Source organism: Candidatus Nitrosopumilus sp. bin_6a (assembly GCF_054095695.1).
Genome location: NZ_JBSWSR010000007.1, coordinates 58,063 through 74,163 on the forward strand (window position 1 = coordinate 58,063; position 16,101 = coordinate 74,163).

The window sequence follows — 16,101 nt, forward strand, 5'->3', positions numbered from 1 at the left end:
ACATTAAATGTAATACAACATAATGCGTTTATCACAACTAGACATCAAGGAAGAGCTAAAAAACCTTCCAGGATGGAATCTCATTAATGAAAAACTACACAAAGAATTTGAATTTGATAGTTTTAATCAAGCATTTGGCTTTATGACCAGAGCAGCGATGGAGATAGAAAAAATGAATCATCATCCAGAGTGGTTTAATGTGTATAATAGAATCACAGTAGAATTGACAACTCATGATGCGGGAGGAATTACAAAAAATGATATCAATCTGGCCAAAATTTTAAATTCTTTAGCATAGAAATGTTGAAGAATTTCAGGCTCGTTCATTACAGAATTTATATTATATCTATAGTCAGATGACTTCACATGGCTACAAGTCCTACAATTTTAGATTCAGATTTTAGATATATCGATAAAAAGGGAAATTTACTTAAAACTAGAACAGAGCTAACAGTAGCACAGATGCTCACATTCCTCGAACAAGATTATGAATACAATCACAAAGTCACACTAAAGAATGGAATTGATGTGATAGTTGATTTCAAAACAGAAAAAGGATTGATCGAAGTAATTGACACAGATGAAGACATTGAAAAATACAAGCAGATCAAAGAAGATTTTCCTGAAAATAAGATAATGGCCATAGGGCATGCAAAATATGTTGCACAGATTAAAGAATTACAGGATATTGTATTTTATGATAAAACACCACAAACAGGTTCCATATTTCTAGAAGATGCTTCATTCTCATTTGATTATGCGCATATACTTCCATTAGTCGAAAAATGCTCCATCTTACACGGACATACATCTTCTGTAATGGTAGAATTAGTGGGACAAATGAAAGACAATCTTCTTTTAGATTTTGGTGAGGCTAAAAAAATTATCAAAGAAGTCGTAAATGTATTTGATCATAAATTTTTCATTAATAGAAAATATTTACAAAAAGAAGATGATTCACATTATCATATTCAATTTGAAGGGCCTAAAGGAATGTTTGATTTACAAGTTCCTAAAAATACCACATATCTACTAGAAGGAGAAGCTACAGTTGAAAATCTTTCAAGTGAAATTATCAAATTACTAGTACCAAAAATGCCATCAAATGTTGAAGCAGTAGGTGTTTACATCTATGAGGGTTATAACAAAGGATCTCATATTATTTCAAACATTGAAAGATAATTAAGAAATGGAACCCAAAATCTCAGAAAAAGCATGGAATCCAGAGTTAGAGAAGAAAATTCTTCGTCAATGGGAAGAAGAAAAAATTTATGATTTTACACCTCAAGAAGATAACTATACAATAGATACACCTCCTCCATATCCTTCAGGCAGACCATGGCACATTGGTGCAGCAGCCCATTACTCACAAATTGACATGATTGCACGTACTGCAAGAATGGCAGGGAAAAACGTCTATTTTCCAATAGGAATCGATAGAAACGGACTGCCAGTAGAGCTATACACTGAGAAAAAACACAAAATCAGAATGAGGGAAACAGAAAGGGGAGAATTTCTAAATCTGTGCAGAGAAGCGCTAGACGATTTGGAGGCAGAAATGATTCTAATTATGAAGAGTCTGGGAATCAGTGGAGATTTTGCACACTATTACAGAACAGATTCAAAAGAATACAGAGCACTTACACAATCAACATTTATCGAATTATGGAAAAAGGGACAAGTCTATCTAGCAAATAGACCAAATAATTACGATTGGGTGTCAGGTACAACAATTGCTGATGCAGAAATCATGTATGAAGACTTGGCTACAAAACTAGCGTATATGAAATTCAAAATCAAAGATACAGACAAAGAGATCATCATTGCAAGTACAAGGCCAGAGTTACTTTGTGCATGTAGAACAATCATTGTAAATCCAGATGATGAAAGATATTCAGAATATATCGGGAAGAAGGTAATTGTTCCAATCACTAATGCAGAAGTAGAATTAAGAACACATCATTCTGCTCAACAAGAGTTTGGGTCAGGTGCTGTTATGGTATGTAGTTATGGTGATCAAAATGATGTGGCATTATTTAGAGAATTGGAATTAGAAGAGATTGTTGCAATTGGATTAGATGGAAGAATGACTGAAGTCGCAGGAGAATATACAGGACTAAAACCAAAACAAGCTAGAACAAAAATCATAGAAGATTTAGAGACGGGAGGATTATTAGATAAAGTTGAAGATATTGTTCACAGAACACCAGTATCAGAGAGAAGTAAAACTCCAATTGAAATCATTCCAATGGAGGAATATTATCTAAAACAAAAAGATGCAGTTGAGAAAATCAAAAAACTAGGTCAAGAAATTACATTTCATCCATCAATGCACAAGCAAATTCTTATGAATTGGCTTGAATCCATCAATATCGACTGGCCAATATCCAGAAGAAGATACTATGGTACTGAGATTCCCATATGGTACTGCAAAGACTGCTCAGAACCCCATGTTCCAGAGCCTGGAAAATACTACAGACCTTGGGAGGAAAAATGTCCAATCAGCAATTGCACTAAATGCAATTCCACTGAATTTGTAGGAGAGGAAAGAACTTTTGATACATGGATGGATTCCAGTGTATCTCCACTTTTCATTAGTAAATTCAACAGAGATGATGAATTTTTCAACAAAGTATACCCTGCATCAATTAGACCTCAAGCAAAAGACATTGTTAGAACATGGTTATACTATACACTTCTTAGATGTGAGCAACTGACTGGAGAAAAACCATGGTCTGAAGCTTGGATAATGGGATATGGTCTTGATGAAAAAGGAATGAAAATGAGTAAGAGTAAAGGTAATGCAATAGATCCTTTACCTGTAATTGAAAAATTAGGTGCAGACACTTTTAGGTTTTGGAGTGCTAGTGAAATCAATCACGGATATGATTTCAGATGTAACGAGCAAAAAATTGAATCAACAAAAAAATTCCTCAGTAAATTATGGAATGTGTCAAGATTTTTGTCGAGTTTTCCAGTAATTGAATCAGGAAAACTTTCAGCATCTGATGAATGGATTTTAGCAGAATTAGACAAATTAGTCAAAGAATGCAAAAAAGGATATGATGTATACAACTTTTTCATTCCAGCAATTGCAATTAGAGAATTTACATGGAATGTATTTGCTGCTCATTATATTGAAATGGTCAAAGCACGTGCATATGGAATTGAATTTTCTGATGAAGAAAGAGACGGTGCAATTTTTACACTTCATAAAACATTGTCAACAATTTTGAAATTATTAGCACCAATCACTCCATTTATCACAGAACATCTTTGGAAAGAATTGTATTCAAAAGACAGTATTCACAAAGAAAAACAAGTCATTCCAGAAGATAAAGAAGATAAAAGTAGCATCACAAAAGAGATTTCAGAATTTAATTCCAAAGTATGGAATGAGAAAAAATCTCAGAATCTCTCATTGAAAGATTCAATCAAAATAGATATTCCCGAAAGTTTATCAGAATTCAAAAAAGATTTGAAATCTATGCATAATTTAGAATAAATTTAGATATGATTGTTCAAGTCCACGGAGACTACTCCCATTTCGAGATTAGAGATGGATGTATTTAGTCACGAGTGAGAAATTACATAGATTTGGAAATTTGATTAAAAACGATAATAGTCATTTGATTCTAGTATTTTAGATAGAATTATGAGATTTTTACGCATAACAATAAAATCGTACTTTTTATAATCTAATTTTCTCATAGGTGAATGAATTGAAAATCATAATAAAAAACGGCGAATCGATTAAAGTATATCGTGATGCTAGTGATGTATCTGTTTTTCCAAAAAGCAAACTAGTTAGAACATTTAATGAAGATGGTTCTTTGATAGACGAATTCAAACTTGTTGATAAAAAAATCACATTAGATGATGACCTTGATAAGGATCAGACAGAAATTGTCGTAACTTTGGATGTTAGAAAATAAGAACACACGAAGGACATATTGATTAGGTGATTTAGCTACCATCTTTTAGTTCCGTAAAGACAAGCCTAATTTTTAGTATCTTTAACTAGGTTTACAAAATATTTGTGAATTGCTAAATCTTCTGTCAGTTCTGGATGAAATGAAGTTCCAATAATGTTGCCTTTTTTGATTGCAACAATTTTTTCGTTTAATTTTGCAAGAACTTCAATGTCATTTGAAACAGTAGTTATTGTTGGTGCACGAATAAAGACACCATTAAAATTTGAAATGCCAATAGTGTCAAGTGAAATATTAGCCTCAAAGGATTCACGTTGTCTTCCAAATGAATTTCTCTCTAAATCAACATCTAGAAAATCAAAAAGAGGTTGCTCAATTTTGCCTACAACTTTGTCACTAGCATTATTTGCGAGTAGTACCATTCCTGCACATATTCCCAAAACAGGCATTCCTGATTCAACTTTCTGTTTAATCTCTTTCAAAGAACCATTTACTAGTGATAATTGCCCGATTGTGGTGCTTTCTCCTCCAGGAATAATCAGACCATCAAGCTCGGCTATTTCCTTAGGAGTTTTTACAACATTTACAGTTGCATCCTGATTTAGTTCAGATACAGAATCCTCCAAAGAAGATACATTTTCAGCAACATCGCCTTGAATTGCTAAAACTCCTAGTTTTAGAGTCATGCAGAGCCTCCACGATCTTGCATACGTAATTCAAGAGTGTTTACATCTAATCCAATCATAGACTGTCTTTCATCAATCATTTTTTGTGCCTCTTTGACTTTATCAGATTCATTCCAAAATGTTGTAGCTAAAACTATAGCTCTTGCTCGTTCTTTTGCATCATCAGAATTAAAAATTCCAGAACCGACAAAAATACCATCACAGCCAAGTGACATCAGATATGCGGCATCTGCAGGTGTTGCAATTCCACCAGCTGCAAAATTTACAACAGGTAATCTTCCAAGTTTTGCAGTTTGCTCAACAATATCATAAGATACTTTGAATTCTCTTGCCATTCTAACTAAATCTTGATTATCTCCAGAATCATAAATTGATTTTATGGTTCTTAGTTCATCATTTACTTTTTTAATATGTTTGATTGCTTCTGCAACATTTCCTGTTCCAGGTTCACCTTTTGTTCTAATCATTGAAGCACCTTCTTCAATTCTTCTCAAGGCTTCAGCCAATGATCTTGCACCATTAACAACAGGGGTTGTGAAATCCCATTTCCAAATATGTCGAAGTTCATCAGCAGGTGTTAAAACTTCAGACTCGTCAATCATATCAACGTCGGTTTCTTGTAAAACTAGTGCTTCATTGACATGTCCAATTCTACATTTAGCCATAACAGGAATGGTTACTGAATCCATAATCTCTTCAATAATTCTAATACTAGCAGTTCGTGCAACTCCACCAGCTTTTCTAACTTCGGATGGAAGCTTGTCTAAAACCATTACAGAAACTGCACCAGCTTCTTCAGCAATTTGTGCTTGTTCTACAGTTGTAACATCCATTACAACCCCATTTTTTAACATATGAGCAAAACCTCGTTTAACAGTAGAAGAACCACGTAAAGTATCAATGGAGTTTATTTTGTCAGAAATAATTCCTTTAGCATCTTTTCGCTCACCAGATAACGGTAACATGTCCTAATTTTTCCTAGAGACTATTTGTATCTATTCACTAAATTCAGACATAATCTGATCTAGTTCAGATTCAACCATAGTGATAATGGGAGGGATAAAACCTTCAGTTGCATTTTGTTGTGGCCAATGGATTTGATTGACTTTTCCATTAAGAGTCACTTTAACATTTGATTTTTGATATTCAGTTACATTCTCCATTACTGGAAAAGATTCAGATGGAATTGCAATAAAACCAGTTTCTTTGATCAAAGCTTTGATCTTGTTTAGCTTTGCTTCATCTAATTGTGAGCGTACATCTGGTTTTAGATAACCATTTTCGGTTACAGAATATTTTAGTTCACCATCATTTTTGATGTAAAGAATCTCAGTTTTTTGTGCTCCAGTTCTTTCTGTTACACCGTAAGAGATTTTCTTTAATTGATGTTTAGTGTATTCAATTTCAACATTATCAGTATAGTTTGCAGCTGATGTAGGAATTTCATTTTTTAGCAATAATGGAGTTACAAGTAAAAGAGATGCAATTACAGGGATGGCACCTAGTACCAAGTAAACGGGTTTTACCATTTTACTGCAAATACTGCCAATTTGCAAATAAATCTTAGTAATAGTTAAAATTCAAGCAGAATATTTCGATTCTTGTGGGTCTGTAGTCTAGCCTGGTAGGACGATGGTCTCCAAAACCATCGGTCGTCGGTTCAAATCCGTCTGGGCCCACCATTATTTTATTATCTATTTCTCAAAACATTAAGAGCAGAACCTGCTTTGAACCACTCTATCTGAGCTTGATTGTAAGAGTGATTTAACAGGATTTCTTCTTTGTTTCCATCATTGTGAGTAATGATGCATTTGACTTGTTTTCCAGGTTGTAAATTATTCAAATCAACTAGACTGATTTTATCATCTTCTAGGATTTTTTCATAATCATCAGGATTGCTAAATGTCAATGCCAACAGACCTTGCTTTTTCAAATTGGTTTCATGAATTCTTGCAAGACTCTTTGTAATCACTGCAGCACATCCCAAGTATCGCGGAGTCATTGCTGCATGCTCTCTGCTGCTCCCTTCACCGTAGTTGTTATCTCCAATGATTACCCATCTCATCTGTTTTTCTTTGTACTGCCTTGCAATTTTTGAAAATGATTCAAGTTCATTGTTTAGAACGTTCTTGCCTTTTCCAACTTCGTCATTAAATGCATTAACTGCACCAAGCAACATGTTATCACTGAGATTATCCAAGTGTCCACGAAGGGACAACCATGCACCAGCAGGAGAGATATGGTCAGTTGTACATTTTCCCTTGGCTTTTACCATAATTGGAAGTTCTTCAAAGTCATTTCCATCCCATTTTGAAAATGGTTCTAATTTTTGTAATCGTTTACTATTAGGATCAATGATTACCTCAACATCATCATAGTTTTCTGGCGGTGCAACAAAAATTCCTTCAGGTCTCATAAAACCTTCAGATGGAACTTCTGGTGCCGGTTTAGGTGGCTCAAGTTTGAATTTTGTTCCATCAGATGCAGTAAGTTCATCTTTTAATGGATTAAACGATAGTTTTCCACCCAATGCTAATGCAATTATCATTTCAGGACTGCCAATGAAATTCAGAGTGCTTCTATGTCCGTCATTTCTTCCAGGGAAGTTTCTGTTAAATGTAGTGACGATAGTATTTTGTTCATCATTTTCTAATTCAGGTCTGTTCCATTGACCAATACAAGGACCACAGGCGTTTGCTAATACAGTTGCACCAATATCTTTTAGAGAATCCATCTGTCCATCACGTTCTATAGTTCCACGAATTTGTTCAGATCCAGGAGTTACAAGTAAAGGAATTTTTGCTTTAATTCCCTTAGCTTTTGCTTGTTCAGCCAAGCTTGCAGCTCTTGACATGTCTTCATAAGACGAGTTTGTACAACTTCCAATTAGTGCAACAGAGATTGGATCAACATAATTATTTGATTTTACATTATCAGATAATTCAGAAATTGTTCTTGCCAAATCAGGAGTATGAGGACCTACAATGTGTGGTTCTAATGTAGACAGATTAATTTCAATTACTCTATCAAAGAATTTTTCAGGGTTTGATTCAACTTCAGGATCAGCTACAAGGGATTCTTTGTTTTGATTTGCTAATTCTGCTATTTCAGATCTGCTTGTATATTTTAGATAAGTTTCCATTCTTTCATCATATGGGAAGATAGAACATGTTGCTCCAATTTCAGCTCCCATGTTAGTAATGGTTGCCTTTCCAGTACAGCTGATAGATTTTGTTCCAGGTCCAAAGTATTCAACAATAGCATTTGTTCCTCCAGATACAGTTAATTCATCAGCAACTTTTAAAATAATATCTTTAGGTGCAGTCCAACCGTTTAGTTCTCCAGTAAGTTTAACACCCATTTTTTTAGGATATAATAACTCCCAAGGCATACCAGCCATTGTTTCAGCTGCATCTAATCCACCAACACCTATTGCAATCATTCCAAGGCCACCAGCATTTGGAGTATGAGAATCAGTACCAATCATCAATCCTCCAGGAAATGCATAATTTTCAAGAACTACTTGATGAATAATACCAGCACCAGGTTTCCAAAATCCACAACCATGTTTTGCACAAGCTGATTGTAAAAATTTGAAGACTTCGCTATTTTCATTAAGAGAAACTTTCATGTCAATATCACCTTGGACTTCAGCTCTAATGAGATGATCACAATGTACAGTTGTAGGAAGAGAGGTTTGTTTGAGTCCGGCTTGAATGAATTGAAGCATTACCATTTGGCCTGTAACATCTTGTAATGCAACTCTATCAGGTTTCAAAAAGACATAATCTTTTCCACCAGTGAAAACAGTGTCATCAATTTTGTTGAGATGGCCAGATAATATTTTCTCAGTTAAAGTTAGAGGTCTGCCAACAACATTTCTGTATTTTACAATGTTTTCTTTTAATTTCAAATAGACATTAGAAACAAGTTCAGGAGTAGTATCAATTTCCACAAAAACCATGAATTGACCCTGAATTTAATATTTACAATTTAAAAATCAAGAAAATTAGTTCGATTGGAAAGATAATTCTTAACAATTATAAGCCAAAAGCGGCTTTTTAATACAGTGTTAGTAGGCGTTAGATTTTCTAAAGTGAGGTATAACTATGGTCAATAAAGGATTCCCAAAGTTTGGCATGTCACAAGCTGGAGCATTTGTTGCAGCTCTTAAAAATTATAATTTACCAGATTTTATCCTAGTCTTAGTTGCAAAAGAGTGTAAATCGGAACTACTTGAAAGAGGCAGAATTGATGACAGATTACAAAGTATGAATGATGATGCTTTAGAATTATTACATAAAGTCTTTGTTGGTTGCGAAGAAGATGCTGCAGGAAAATATGCTCAATACAGATTCTTCGCATATGTATCAAGCATGTATCATAAATGTGAAGTCATAGTTAATGATACAATTCCAGGTGCATCAGGCAAAAATCACAAAGTTCCTGTTGCAGTAAAAAATAATGGGATGTACATAGCAGTTGCATATAACAAAGCAACTGGAAACCCAGTAAACAAAAAAGAGACGGCTAGATTTTATGACATGGTTGATGATATCAAAAAAGGAGATCATGGAACAATGTTAACTGATGGAATTTATGGTTCTTCTGTAGGTTTTAGAGGAGATGCATTGGTAGAACTTGAAACATTAAGCAAGTCAAGAGACGATGATCCTGAAAATAAATTAGATTTCAAAACGGCAAACTTTGAAAATAACATTTATTCAGTTACAAAATGTTAATTGTGAAAATTTTTATTATAAATTAAATTGTGTAGTATCCATTGTTAAAAACATTGGTTTACCATCAGTTTTTTTAAAATCTTCACCATACTGTTCAAATTCTAATTGTTCAAAAAGATGTTTAGTCCATACATCATGTACTTCTTGAATGAATTTTTTATGTCCTTTGAGTCTCAACATTTCATGAAGTAATTCATGGGATACAGTAGTACAATTTTTTTCTGCAAGAAATAATGTATCATCGGATTGTTTCGGAGATTGCCAAAACACCATGCCAAAATTTTCAGCATGATATCCTTCACAAGTACAATCAGTCCACCAAGGTTTGAAGTGAGTCAAATAGAAATGAAAAATGTCTTTTCCTCTTTGTTGATGATCACGTACTAATGTATGAGTATCAAGACGTTGAAGAATACTTCTAGGAGATGTTATCATCTCATCACATTGAATTTCATAGTCTTTACCAAATTTCTCTTTTAACCAAACCTGATAAAATTTGCTCATTTTCTTTACGTATTCAAATTCAAATTGTCGTTTCTCACGATCTTCTTCAGGTACTACAAAAATAAAATGTAGAATCATAATAAGAAAAAAGGGTGTTTATGTTTGACCTTCAATACCCATCAAGGTAAGAGTTGAACGAATCTTTTCAATTTTTCTGATTTTCCAAGTAATTGTTTCTCTTAGTTTTTCAACAGTATCAGATTCGATCTTGGCCAAAATATCGTATGCACCGAAAGTTCCATGAACTTCCTTAACACCATCCAAGCTCTTTAGTTGCTGAATAATAGCTTCTTCAGAACCTAGTTCACAGTTTATTAAAACATAAGCTGTTGCCATACAGAAATTAAATAAATCGACTATATCAATAAACCGATCATAGTCAGGTTTGAGACATCTTGATAATCATATCCCAAATTGGCTTTGGAACAGGCATTACAGATAGTCTTGATATTCTAATTAGTTCCCAATCTTTGAATTTTTTCTCTTTTTTCAATTCATCAAGAGTGACCGGTTTTTTTAGAGATTTTTTATATTTTACATCCATTACGATAAAACGTTCAACATCTTCTTTTGGATTCGAATAGGGTTTTGAAGTAACTTCCATAATTCCTACAGCTTGTCTTTCATCACCAGTGTGGTAAAATAAAACAAGATCGCCAGGTTTCATTTCCCTCATATGTTTTAGTGCAAGATTATTGTGTACACCATCCCAGACAGTGGTTTTGTCTTTTTTTAGTTGTTCAAAACTATATCCTCGAGGACCACCTGGTTCTTGTTTTGCTAACCAATAATTCACCATTTAATTTTCTGTATAATTATCAGGTTTAATGGTTTTGAAAATAGAAATGTTCCCCGGTTCTGACTCGCACAAAATCATCGGTCATAGCCATACGCCTCCTCGCGTTCTAAAACCGGGGTTGCCCATAATGTAGCACACCTGGGTGAATTAGAAATCACTGGTATCATCACGATCGACTCATCCTAATCCGTCTGCATGCCTGCTCTTGGGCGATTAATTATAGAATTACTCCTACTAAAAACCATTGAGGAAATAATTCACCAAGAAACGGTTTTTGAAATAATCAATTTTGGTTTTTTAGTATTGATTCGGACAGAGATATTTCAAATCCGACTACAGGAACTCGAATTTTATAATTTTCAATAATCTTTGAATTAATTTTTCCAATTATTCCAATAGGCACATTATTGAAAATTATTGATGCACAATGCCCTTCTTCAAAAGTAGGATTTGTAGTAGTTTTTGTTTCAATTTGAATCCCAAATCCAATTTTTAGTGCAGATTGAATAACTGATTTTATTTCAGTAAAATTTGCATCCTTATGAGCACTAATTCCAGAACAATTAATTTTTTCAGATATAGGATCCTCAAGAGTAAAAACAGTTCCAGTCTCGAACATTTTTTGGGGGTAAGATTCATGTATATTTCTTGAAAGGTTTTCAATCAATCCAGGAAGTATTGAATCACGTAGAATTGTGTGTTCTTGACTTTTTGAATCCAATACAGAAATAATTTTTGACGAATCTCTATTCACCATATCATATAATACTCGCTTACTAGTCAAACTTGAATTCAAAGCTTCAAGATATCCAAGTCCAACCATTGTTTGATCAAGGGATTTTAATTGTAGTGATACAGGATTAGTTTTTCCAATAGTTTGTGAAGGAGATAATGTAGGTTCAAGATTTTGGATTCCGTATCCTAAAGCAACTTCCTCTACTAGATCCATAGGTCCAAAAATATCAAATCGGTATGCAGGAATTGTACAAACAATGTTTGCTCCTTTAGAAAATGCATCCAATCGAGATTTTTTTAATGATGAAATTATTTTAGTAGTGTTAAGATTCAAACCTAGAATTTGATTAATCAATGACGAATTTACTGAAATTTTCTTTTGTTCCAATTTTGGAGTTGAATTTTTCATGCCAGAAATCTTTACAGATTCCAGAGTAAATCCAGCAGTTTGTAAAATTGTTGCTACAACAGCAAGCATGTCTTCAGCATCATCTTTATTGATTCCAGTTACCTCAACAAAGAGATTTTTTGTTTTGGTGGTGACTGTTGTGATTGCAGCGTTGATTATAGGAGGAAATGAGACCGTATTTTGATTTTCATCGAAGATTATAGGCACATGTGGTGATTGCCCAAGCAAAGAACCATAATCTTTACCAACATCTGTATTTACAAGTATTTCAGAAATAGGAATTTCTTGTTCAGAATTTAATGGAATGAATTTATGATTTCTATTTGTAGTGGTATAAACTAGAGGAAATGAAATCTTGTCTAAATCATGTATTCCAATTGAAGATTTTTTCCTTTTCCTTCCAATTCCAAAATGAAGATCTTCTTGCATTGTCATTAATTGTTTAATTGTTTTATCGTCAATTTTTCCATTTTTAGCAACAATACCAGTAACAAAAGGTCTTATCTTTGAAACCCCAGATTTTACAGAAATCGGAAATTTGTTAGATTTTTTAATATTGAGTTTTACTGTACCAGTTTTAATTCCAAGTAAACCTTGTAGACCAAGAGCAATTCCAAAATCAGTAGAATAATCTGGTCTATTAGGACTGTATTCTATTCTTACTAGATCTTTATCTTCAGATTCAATATCCAATCCAAGAAAGGGTAAAGAATCAGAAATTTGTTTTTTGGATACTTTGCCTACTAACTTTTGGAGTCGTGTGTAAGACAGTTCAACTACTGGCATTTTGTAGCACTCCTCAACCAACCTAGATTATTGTTATAAAATTCCCGAACATCATCAAGATCATATTTTAGCATAGCAATTCTTTCAATACCTCCACCCCAAGCTAAAACAGGCTTAGTAATTCCAAGAGGTTTTGTTACTTCGGGTCTAAAAATACCCATTCCAAACAACTCAATCCATTTTCCTAATTTTTCATTGTATACCATAGTCTGTAAAGAAGGTTCAGTGTAAGGGAAAAAGGTTGGCCAAAATTTTATTTTGGTTATTCCGATTCGTTTGTAGAATTCTCTTTGAATTCCCATCAGATTTCTTAAAGATGCATCTTTACCTATTACAACTCCTTCAATTTGGTTAAATTCAACAAGATGTTTGTAACTAACTTTTTCATTACGAAAAACACGACCTAATGAGAAAACTCGTGCCTCATCAGGTTTATTTTCAGCCAAATGTTTGATGGTGACACAAGTTGTGTGAGTTCTCAAAACCATCTTTTTTGCTTCGTTGATATCCCATTGATATCTCCAATTTTTTTTATGAGATTCAGAAACTTTTTTGATTTGTTCAGAGGTTCCAATTTTTTTGGCATTTATTTTATCTAGGTAAAATGTATCTTGTAATTCTCTTGCAGGATGATCTTGTGGAGTAAACAAAGCATCAAAATTCCAAAAGCTTGATTGAGTCATATTTCCAAAAATTTCTGAAAAACCTAATGTAACAAAGATTTCACGTATTTCATCTATCGTATCTTTTAGAGGATGAGTTCTTGCAACAAATACTTCTGGAACTTTAGCTTCAACATCAATTTCTCCTGTAGTATCAGAAAGTTCTATAGATTTTGCAGAATCAGACAAAGAGATTTCTTTAGATTTTATAACGTCTTCAATAATAAAATCAGGTCTTTTTAAAAGTCCAGATAAATCAGCATCATCAAGTTTGTCTTTGGATATTTTTTCGTTTCCAACAAGTTTGAGAGTTTTTTCGCCTGGAAGTTCAGATGGAGGATTTTTAATAGAAATTTGATCAGATGATGCTTCAACCCAATTATTTTTTCTAGCTAATCCCATTGAAGGTCCAAAAACAAACCCTAACTCTTTTTGTAAGTCAGATAATTTTTTTGGTCCAGTTTTGAGTAACTCTAGCAATCTTCTTTCAGGTAATCCTTTTTGAAGAGATTCAAGTCCATTTTTTCCTAAACTGATTACACTTGATTGAGATTCAGTAACAATAGCAAGTTCTTTTAATCTTAACCACTCAATTCCTCTTCTGATTTGATCAGGTAAAAGTTGGGTAGATTTTTCTAAAGATTCAGGTGTTTGTTTGGGATTATCTCTTAAAGAAGTAATAATTTTTTTTTCAATCTCATGAAAAACTTGCGACAACAGCAAAGAATTCGAAAAAGACTTTTTAAACCTTAACTTAAGTCAAGATGAATGTCGACTAACGACTTTATTGTAACTCCTTGGCATGTAGAAGGCGATATAGACTATGATAAGTTAATCAAGCAATTTGGAACTGAAAAGATTTCATCAGAATTACTAGAGAAGATCAAGCGAATTACGGGTGAAGATCATTTTATGTTAAGAAGAGGCATTTTCTTTTCCCATAGAGAAATGAATAGAATTGTAGACGAATATGAAAAAGGGAATAAATTTTTCCTATATACAGGAAGAGGCCCTTCAGGACATACCCATATTGGACATTTAGTACCATGGATGTTTGCAAAATGGTTGCAAGAAAAGTTTGATGTTAATATGTACTTTCAGCTTACCGATGATGAAAAATTTTATTCAAAACCAGACCTTACTTTAGAAGAAACAAAGAAATTTGCATTTGAAAATGCATTAGATTTTATTGCATTAGGATTCAAACCGGAAAAAACAAAAATTATCATCAACACAAGAAATATTCAAACATTATATCCAATTGCAGCTCAAGTTGCAAAGAAAATAAATTTTTCAAATACAAAAGCAACATTTGGATTTACAAACGATACAAACATTGGAATGATTTTTTACACATCATTGCAATCAGCGCCTTGTTTTATTGAAGATAAACCAGTCCTTATTCCATTAGGAGTTGATCAGGATCCTCACTTTAGATTAACTAGAGATATTGCACAAAAAATTGGAAAACAGAAACCAGCATTAATTCATAACATCATGATTCCTAGTTTAGAAGGGCCTGGTGGGAAAATGTCAGCATCAGCTGAAAATGGAACAATATACACAACAGATTCTCCAGATGTCGTTAAAAAGAAAATTAACAAGCATGCATTTTCAGGAGGACAACCTGATCTTGAACAACATAGAAAACTAGGAGGGAATCCAGATATTGATGTATCATATCAATATCTCAGAATATTTTTTGAGCCAGATGATAATAAATTAAAAACAATTTATCAAGATTATAAATCCGGAAAATTACTTTCAGGTGAATTAAAAGCAATTTTGATTGAAAAAATTAATGCATTTCTAAAAGTTCACCAAGAAAATAGAGAAAAAGCTAGAGACCAAATTGACCAATTCCTTTTTGAGAATAAATGAAAATAAGCATTACATGTGACGACAAATATGAGGCTCAAAAATTAGCGAATTTCATTTTCATTAAAGAAGGTAAAGAGACTTACATTACAGGAATACTGAATGTTATAAAAAATGAATTAGTAATTTCATTGAAAGATAAATCTGCACATAGCATATTGCTCAAGGATGAAGAAGATGTAGAAAAATTTGCAGATTTTATTCAATCAGTTTTGGATAATGAACACACGTTAAAATCAACTAGAATTATTGAGCATGTTGTAGAGATAGCCAAAGAGTAATTCTAGAGACCAAATGCAGCATAAGCTGCTACAATTCCAACAACTGCAATAAGAGATATTCCTAATGCTTTGAAATCACTATTCATGAAATTGTTTAATAATAATTATAATTAAAGTGTTAACAAATTCTCAAAGATGATTTTATTATCTATCTAGGAAAATATTTGCTCTTTTTTGATTTTGGTTTTGTTCTAACCTCTGTTCGTTTTGGCAAAGGTTCTCTAATTTGATTACAATTTAGGCAAAATACCTTTAATTCCTCTCTAGCACGATCTGGTTCTGAGATATATTTTCCCCAAGAGGCAGCATCCCCTCCACGCCCCGAATTATCAGAAGTGACATTTTCAGATATAGGACAAATTCCTAACGCTCTCTCATCTTTAAAACCACAATTAGAGCAAATTTTTCCACCTAAAATTTCATATAATTTTTCTTTAATAGTTTCAACAAATTTATCTGAACCACCAGAAAAGAAGCTTTCTTGTTTTCTCAAAAATTTATCATTTCGTGGCTTACTAGATCCAGAATTATTCCTACCAGATTCTCTTTTTGAGGATGAACGTGAGCCTCTATCATCTCTGGAATATCGTGAGCCTCTATCATCTCTGGAATATCTATCATTGCCTGAATCTTGTGGTTTGTTTTGTCTGAAACAATCACTACAGTAAACAGGTTTACTGGTTCTTG

At 33.2% G+C, this 16,101-nt stretch carries 16 protein-coding genes, 1 tRNA gene and 1 pseudogene; 8 read left to right on the forward strand and 10 right to left on the reverse strand.

Annotation, left to right across the window (positions count from 1 at the left end):
• Positions 1-19: 19 nt before the first annotated feature.
• The 4 genes from ACW9XA_RS08245 to ACW9XA_RS08260 all read left to right on the forward strand — a co-directional run bounded on the left by ACW9XA_RS08245 (position 20) and on the right by ACW9XA_RS08260 (position 3,935).
• Entirely contained in the window at positions 20-298 is a 279-nt protein-coding gene (locus ACW9XA_RS08245) for a 4a-hydroxytetrahydrobiopterin dehydratase (RefSeq protein WP_457763881.1), read from the forward strand.
• A 68-nt stretch (positions 299-366) separates the two neighbouring features.
• Positions 367-1,182 carry a 6-pyruvoyl trahydropterin synthase family protein gene (locus ACW9XA_RS08250; protein ID WP_457763866.1) on the forward strand — a complete coding sequence of 272 codons (816 nt, stop codon included), beginning with the start codon at positions 367-369 and terminating at the stop codon, positions 1,180-1,182.
• A gap of 7 nt (positions 1,183-1,189) precedes the next feature.
• Positions 1,190-3,505 carry a valine--tRNA ligase gene (locus ACW9XA_RS08255; RefSeq protein ID WP_457763867.1) on the forward strand — a complete coding sequence of 772 codons (2,316 nt, stop codon included), beginning with the start codon at positions 1,190-1,192 and terminating at the stop codon, positions 3,503-3,505.
• Between the two features lie 208 nt (positions 3,506-3,713).
• Positions 3,714-3,935, forward strand: coding sequence for a hypothetical protein (locus tag ACW9XA_RS08260; RefSeq protein WP_457763868.1), 222 nt, complete (start codon positions 3,714-3,716; stop codon positions 3,933-3,935).
• Positions 3,936-4,000: 65 nt separating this feature from the next.
• Here the strand turns inward: ACW9XA_RS08260 and pdxT are convergent, their stop codons facing one another.
• From pdxT to ACW9XA_RS08275, 3 genes are read right to left on the reverse strand one after another with little or no spacing between them, the layout of a single operon-like run.
• On the reverse strand, positions 4,001-4,618 hold the full coding sequence (pdxT, locus tag ACW9XA_RS08265; RefSeq protein WP_457763869.1) for a pyridoxal 5'-phosphate synthase glutaminase subunit PdxT: 618 nt from the start codon (positions 4,616-4,618) through the stop codon (positions 4,001-4,003).
• A complete protein-coding gene (pdxS, locus tag ACW9XA_RS08270; RefSeq protein ID WP_457763870.1) occupies positions 4,615-5,583 on the reverse strand; it encodes a pyridoxal 5'-phosphate synthase lyase subunit PdxS in 969 nt (322 codons plus the stop codon). Before pdxS ends, pdxT begins: the two co-directional genes overlap by 4 nt.
• A gap of 30 nt (positions 5,584-5,613) precedes the next feature.
• Positions 5,614-6,147, reverse strand: a complete 534-nt coding sequence (locus ACW9XA_RS08275) for a hypothetical protein (protein ID WP_457763871.1) — start codon at positions 6,145-6,147, stop codon at positions 5,614-5,616.
• Between the two features lie 76 nt (positions 6,148-6,223).
• Here ACW9XA_RS08275 and ACW9XA_RS08280 point away from each other — a divergent pair.
• Positions 6,224-6,300: transfer RNA gene (locus ACW9XA_RS08280), tRNA-Trp, on the forward strand.
• Between the two features lie 8 nt (positions 6,301-6,308).
• Here the strand turns inward: ACW9XA_RS08280 and ACW9XA_RS08285 are convergent.
• The gene (locus ACW9XA_RS08285; protein ID WP_457763872.1) at positions 6,309-8,573 is read right to left on the reverse strand and encodes an aconitate hydratase; all 2,265 of its coding nucleotides are present in this window, start codon (positions 8,571-8,573) and stop codon (positions 6,309-6,311) included.
• Positions 8,574-8,727: 154 nt separating this feature from the next.
• Between ACW9XA_RS08285 and ACW9XA_RS08290 the strand changes: the two genes are divergently transcribed.
• Positions 8,728-9,360 carry a hypothetical protein gene (locus tag ACW9XA_RS08290; RefSeq protein ID WP_300326861.1) on the forward strand — a complete coding sequence of 211 codons (633 nt, stop codon included), beginning with the start codon at positions 8,728-8,730 and terminating at the stop codon, positions 9,358-9,360.
• A gap of 15 nt (positions 9,361-9,375) precedes the next feature.
• On the opposite strand, the gene ACW9XA_RS08295 is transcribed toward ACW9XA_RS08290, so the two are convergent.
• From ACW9XA_RS08295 to pheS, 5 genes are all read right to left on the reverse strand, one after another.
• Positions 9,376-9,942, reverse strand: a complete 567-nt coding sequence (locus tag ACW9XA_RS08295) for a hypothetical protein (RefSeq protein ID WP_300326863.1) — start codon at positions 9,940-9,942, stop codon at positions 9,376-9,378.
• An 18-nt stretch (positions 9,943-9,960) separates the two neighbouring features.
• Positions 9,961-10,200, reverse strand: a complete 240-nt coding sequence (locus ACW9XA_RS08300) for an Lrp/AsnC family transcriptional regulator (RefSeq protein ID WP_300326864.1) — start codon at positions 10,198-10,200, stop codon at positions 9,961-9,963.
• Positions 10,201-10,243: 43 nt separating this feature from the next.
• Positions 10,244-10,663, reverse strand: a complete 420-nt coding sequence (locus ACW9XA_RS08305; RefSeq protein WP_457763873.1) for an EVE domain-containing protein — start codon at positions 10,661-10,663, stop codon at positions 10,244-10,246.
• Between the two features lie 283 nt (positions 10,664-10,946).
• A complete protein-coding gene (pheT, locus tag ACW9XA_RS08310) occupies positions 10,947-12,593 on the reverse strand; it encodes a phenylalanine--tRNA ligase subunit beta (RefSeq protein WP_457763874.1) in 1,647 nt (548 codons plus the stop codon).
• The gene (pheS, locus tag ACW9XA_RS08315) at positions 12,584-13,972 is read right to left on the reverse strand and encodes a phenylalanine--tRNA ligase subunit alpha (RefSeq protein ID WP_457763875.1); all 1,389 of its coding nucleotides are present in this window, start codon (positions 13,970-13,972) and stop codon (positions 12,584-12,586) included. The genes pheT and pheS overlap by 10 nt, the downstream gene beginning before the upstream one ends.
• 51 nt (positions 13,973-14,023) lie before the next feature.
• On the opposite strand from pheS, the gene ACW9XA_RS08320 reads away from it, so the two are divergent.
• Together ACW9XA_RS08320 and ACW9XA_RS08325 are read left to right on the forward strand one after the other, a co-directional pair.
• The gene (locus ACW9XA_RS08320) at positions 14,024-15,136 is read left to right on the forward strand and encodes a tryptophan--tRNA ligase (protein ID WP_457763876.1); all 1,113 of its coding nucleotides are present in this window, start codon (positions 14,024-14,026) and stop codon (positions 15,134-15,136) included.
• On the forward strand, positions 15,133-15,414 hold the full coding sequence (locus ACW9XA_RS08325; protein ID WP_457763877.1) for a hypothetical protein: 282 nt from the start codon (positions 15,133-15,135) through the stop codon (positions 15,412-15,414). The genes ACW9XA_RS08320 and ACW9XA_RS08325 overlap by 4 nt, the downstream gene beginning before the upstream one ends.
• 148 nt (positions 15,415-15,562) lie before the next feature.
• Here the strand turns inward: ACW9XA_RS08325 and ACW9XA_RS08330 are convergent.
• A pseudogene (locus ACW9XA_RS08330) lies at positions 15,563-16,101 on the reverse strand (CxxC-x17-CxxC domain-containing protein); the annotation flags it as partial.

What these genes read in the sequence shown, in the direction of transcription:
- ACW9XA_RS08250 (WP_457763866.1), top strand. Translation starts at nt 367, where the DNA reads ATGGCTACAAGTCCTACAATTTTAGATTCAGATTTTAGATATATCGAT.
- ACW9XA_RS08255 (WP_457763867.1), top strand. Translation starts at nt 1,190, where the DNA reads ATGGAACCCAAAATCTCAGAAAAAGCATGGAATCCAGAGTTAGAGAAG.
- pdxT (WP_457763869.1), bottom strand. Translation starts at nt 4,618, where the DNA reads ATGACTCTAAAACTAGGAGTTTTAGCAATTCAAGGCGATGTTGCTGAA.
- pdxS (WP_457763870.1), bottom strand. Translation starts at nt 5,583, where the DNA reads ATGTTACCGTTATCTGGTGAGCGAAAAGATGCTAAAGGAATTATTTCT.
- ACW9XA_RS08275 (WP_457763871.1), bottom strand. Translation starts at nt 6,147, where the DNA reads ATGGTAAAACCCGTTTACTTGGTACTAGGTGCCATCCCTGTAATTGCA.
- ACW9XA_RS08290 (WP_300326861.1), top strand. Translation starts at nt 8,728, where the DNA reads ATGGTCAATAAAGGATTCCCAAAGTTTGGCATGTCACAAGCTGGAGCA.
- ACW9XA_RS08295 (WP_300326863.1), bottom strand. Translation starts at nt 9,942, where the DNA reads ATGATTCTACATTTTATTTTTGTAGTACCTGAAGAAGATCGTGAGAAA.
- ACW9XA_RS08300 (WP_300326864.1), bottom strand. Translation starts at nt 10,200, where the DNA reads ATGGCAACAGCTTATGTTTTAATAAACTGTGAACTAGGTTCTGAAGAA.
- ACW9XA_RS08305 (WP_457763873.1), bottom strand. Translation starts at nt 10,663, where the DNA reads ATGGTGAATTATTGGTTAGCAAAACAAGAACCAGGTGGTCCTCGAGGA.
- pheT (WP_457763874.1), bottom strand. Translation starts at nt 12,593, where the DNA reads ATGCCAGTAGTTGAACTGTCTTACACACGACTCCAAAAGTTAGTAGGC.
- ACW9XA_RS08320 (WP_457763876.1), top strand. Translation starts at nt 14,024, where the DNA reads ATGTCGACTAACGACTTTATTGTAACTCCTTGGCATGTAGAAGGCGAT.
- ACW9XA_RS08325 (WP_457763877.1), top strand. Translation starts at nt 15,133, where the DNA reads ATGAAAATAAGCATTACATGTGACGACAAATATGAGGCTCAAAAATTA.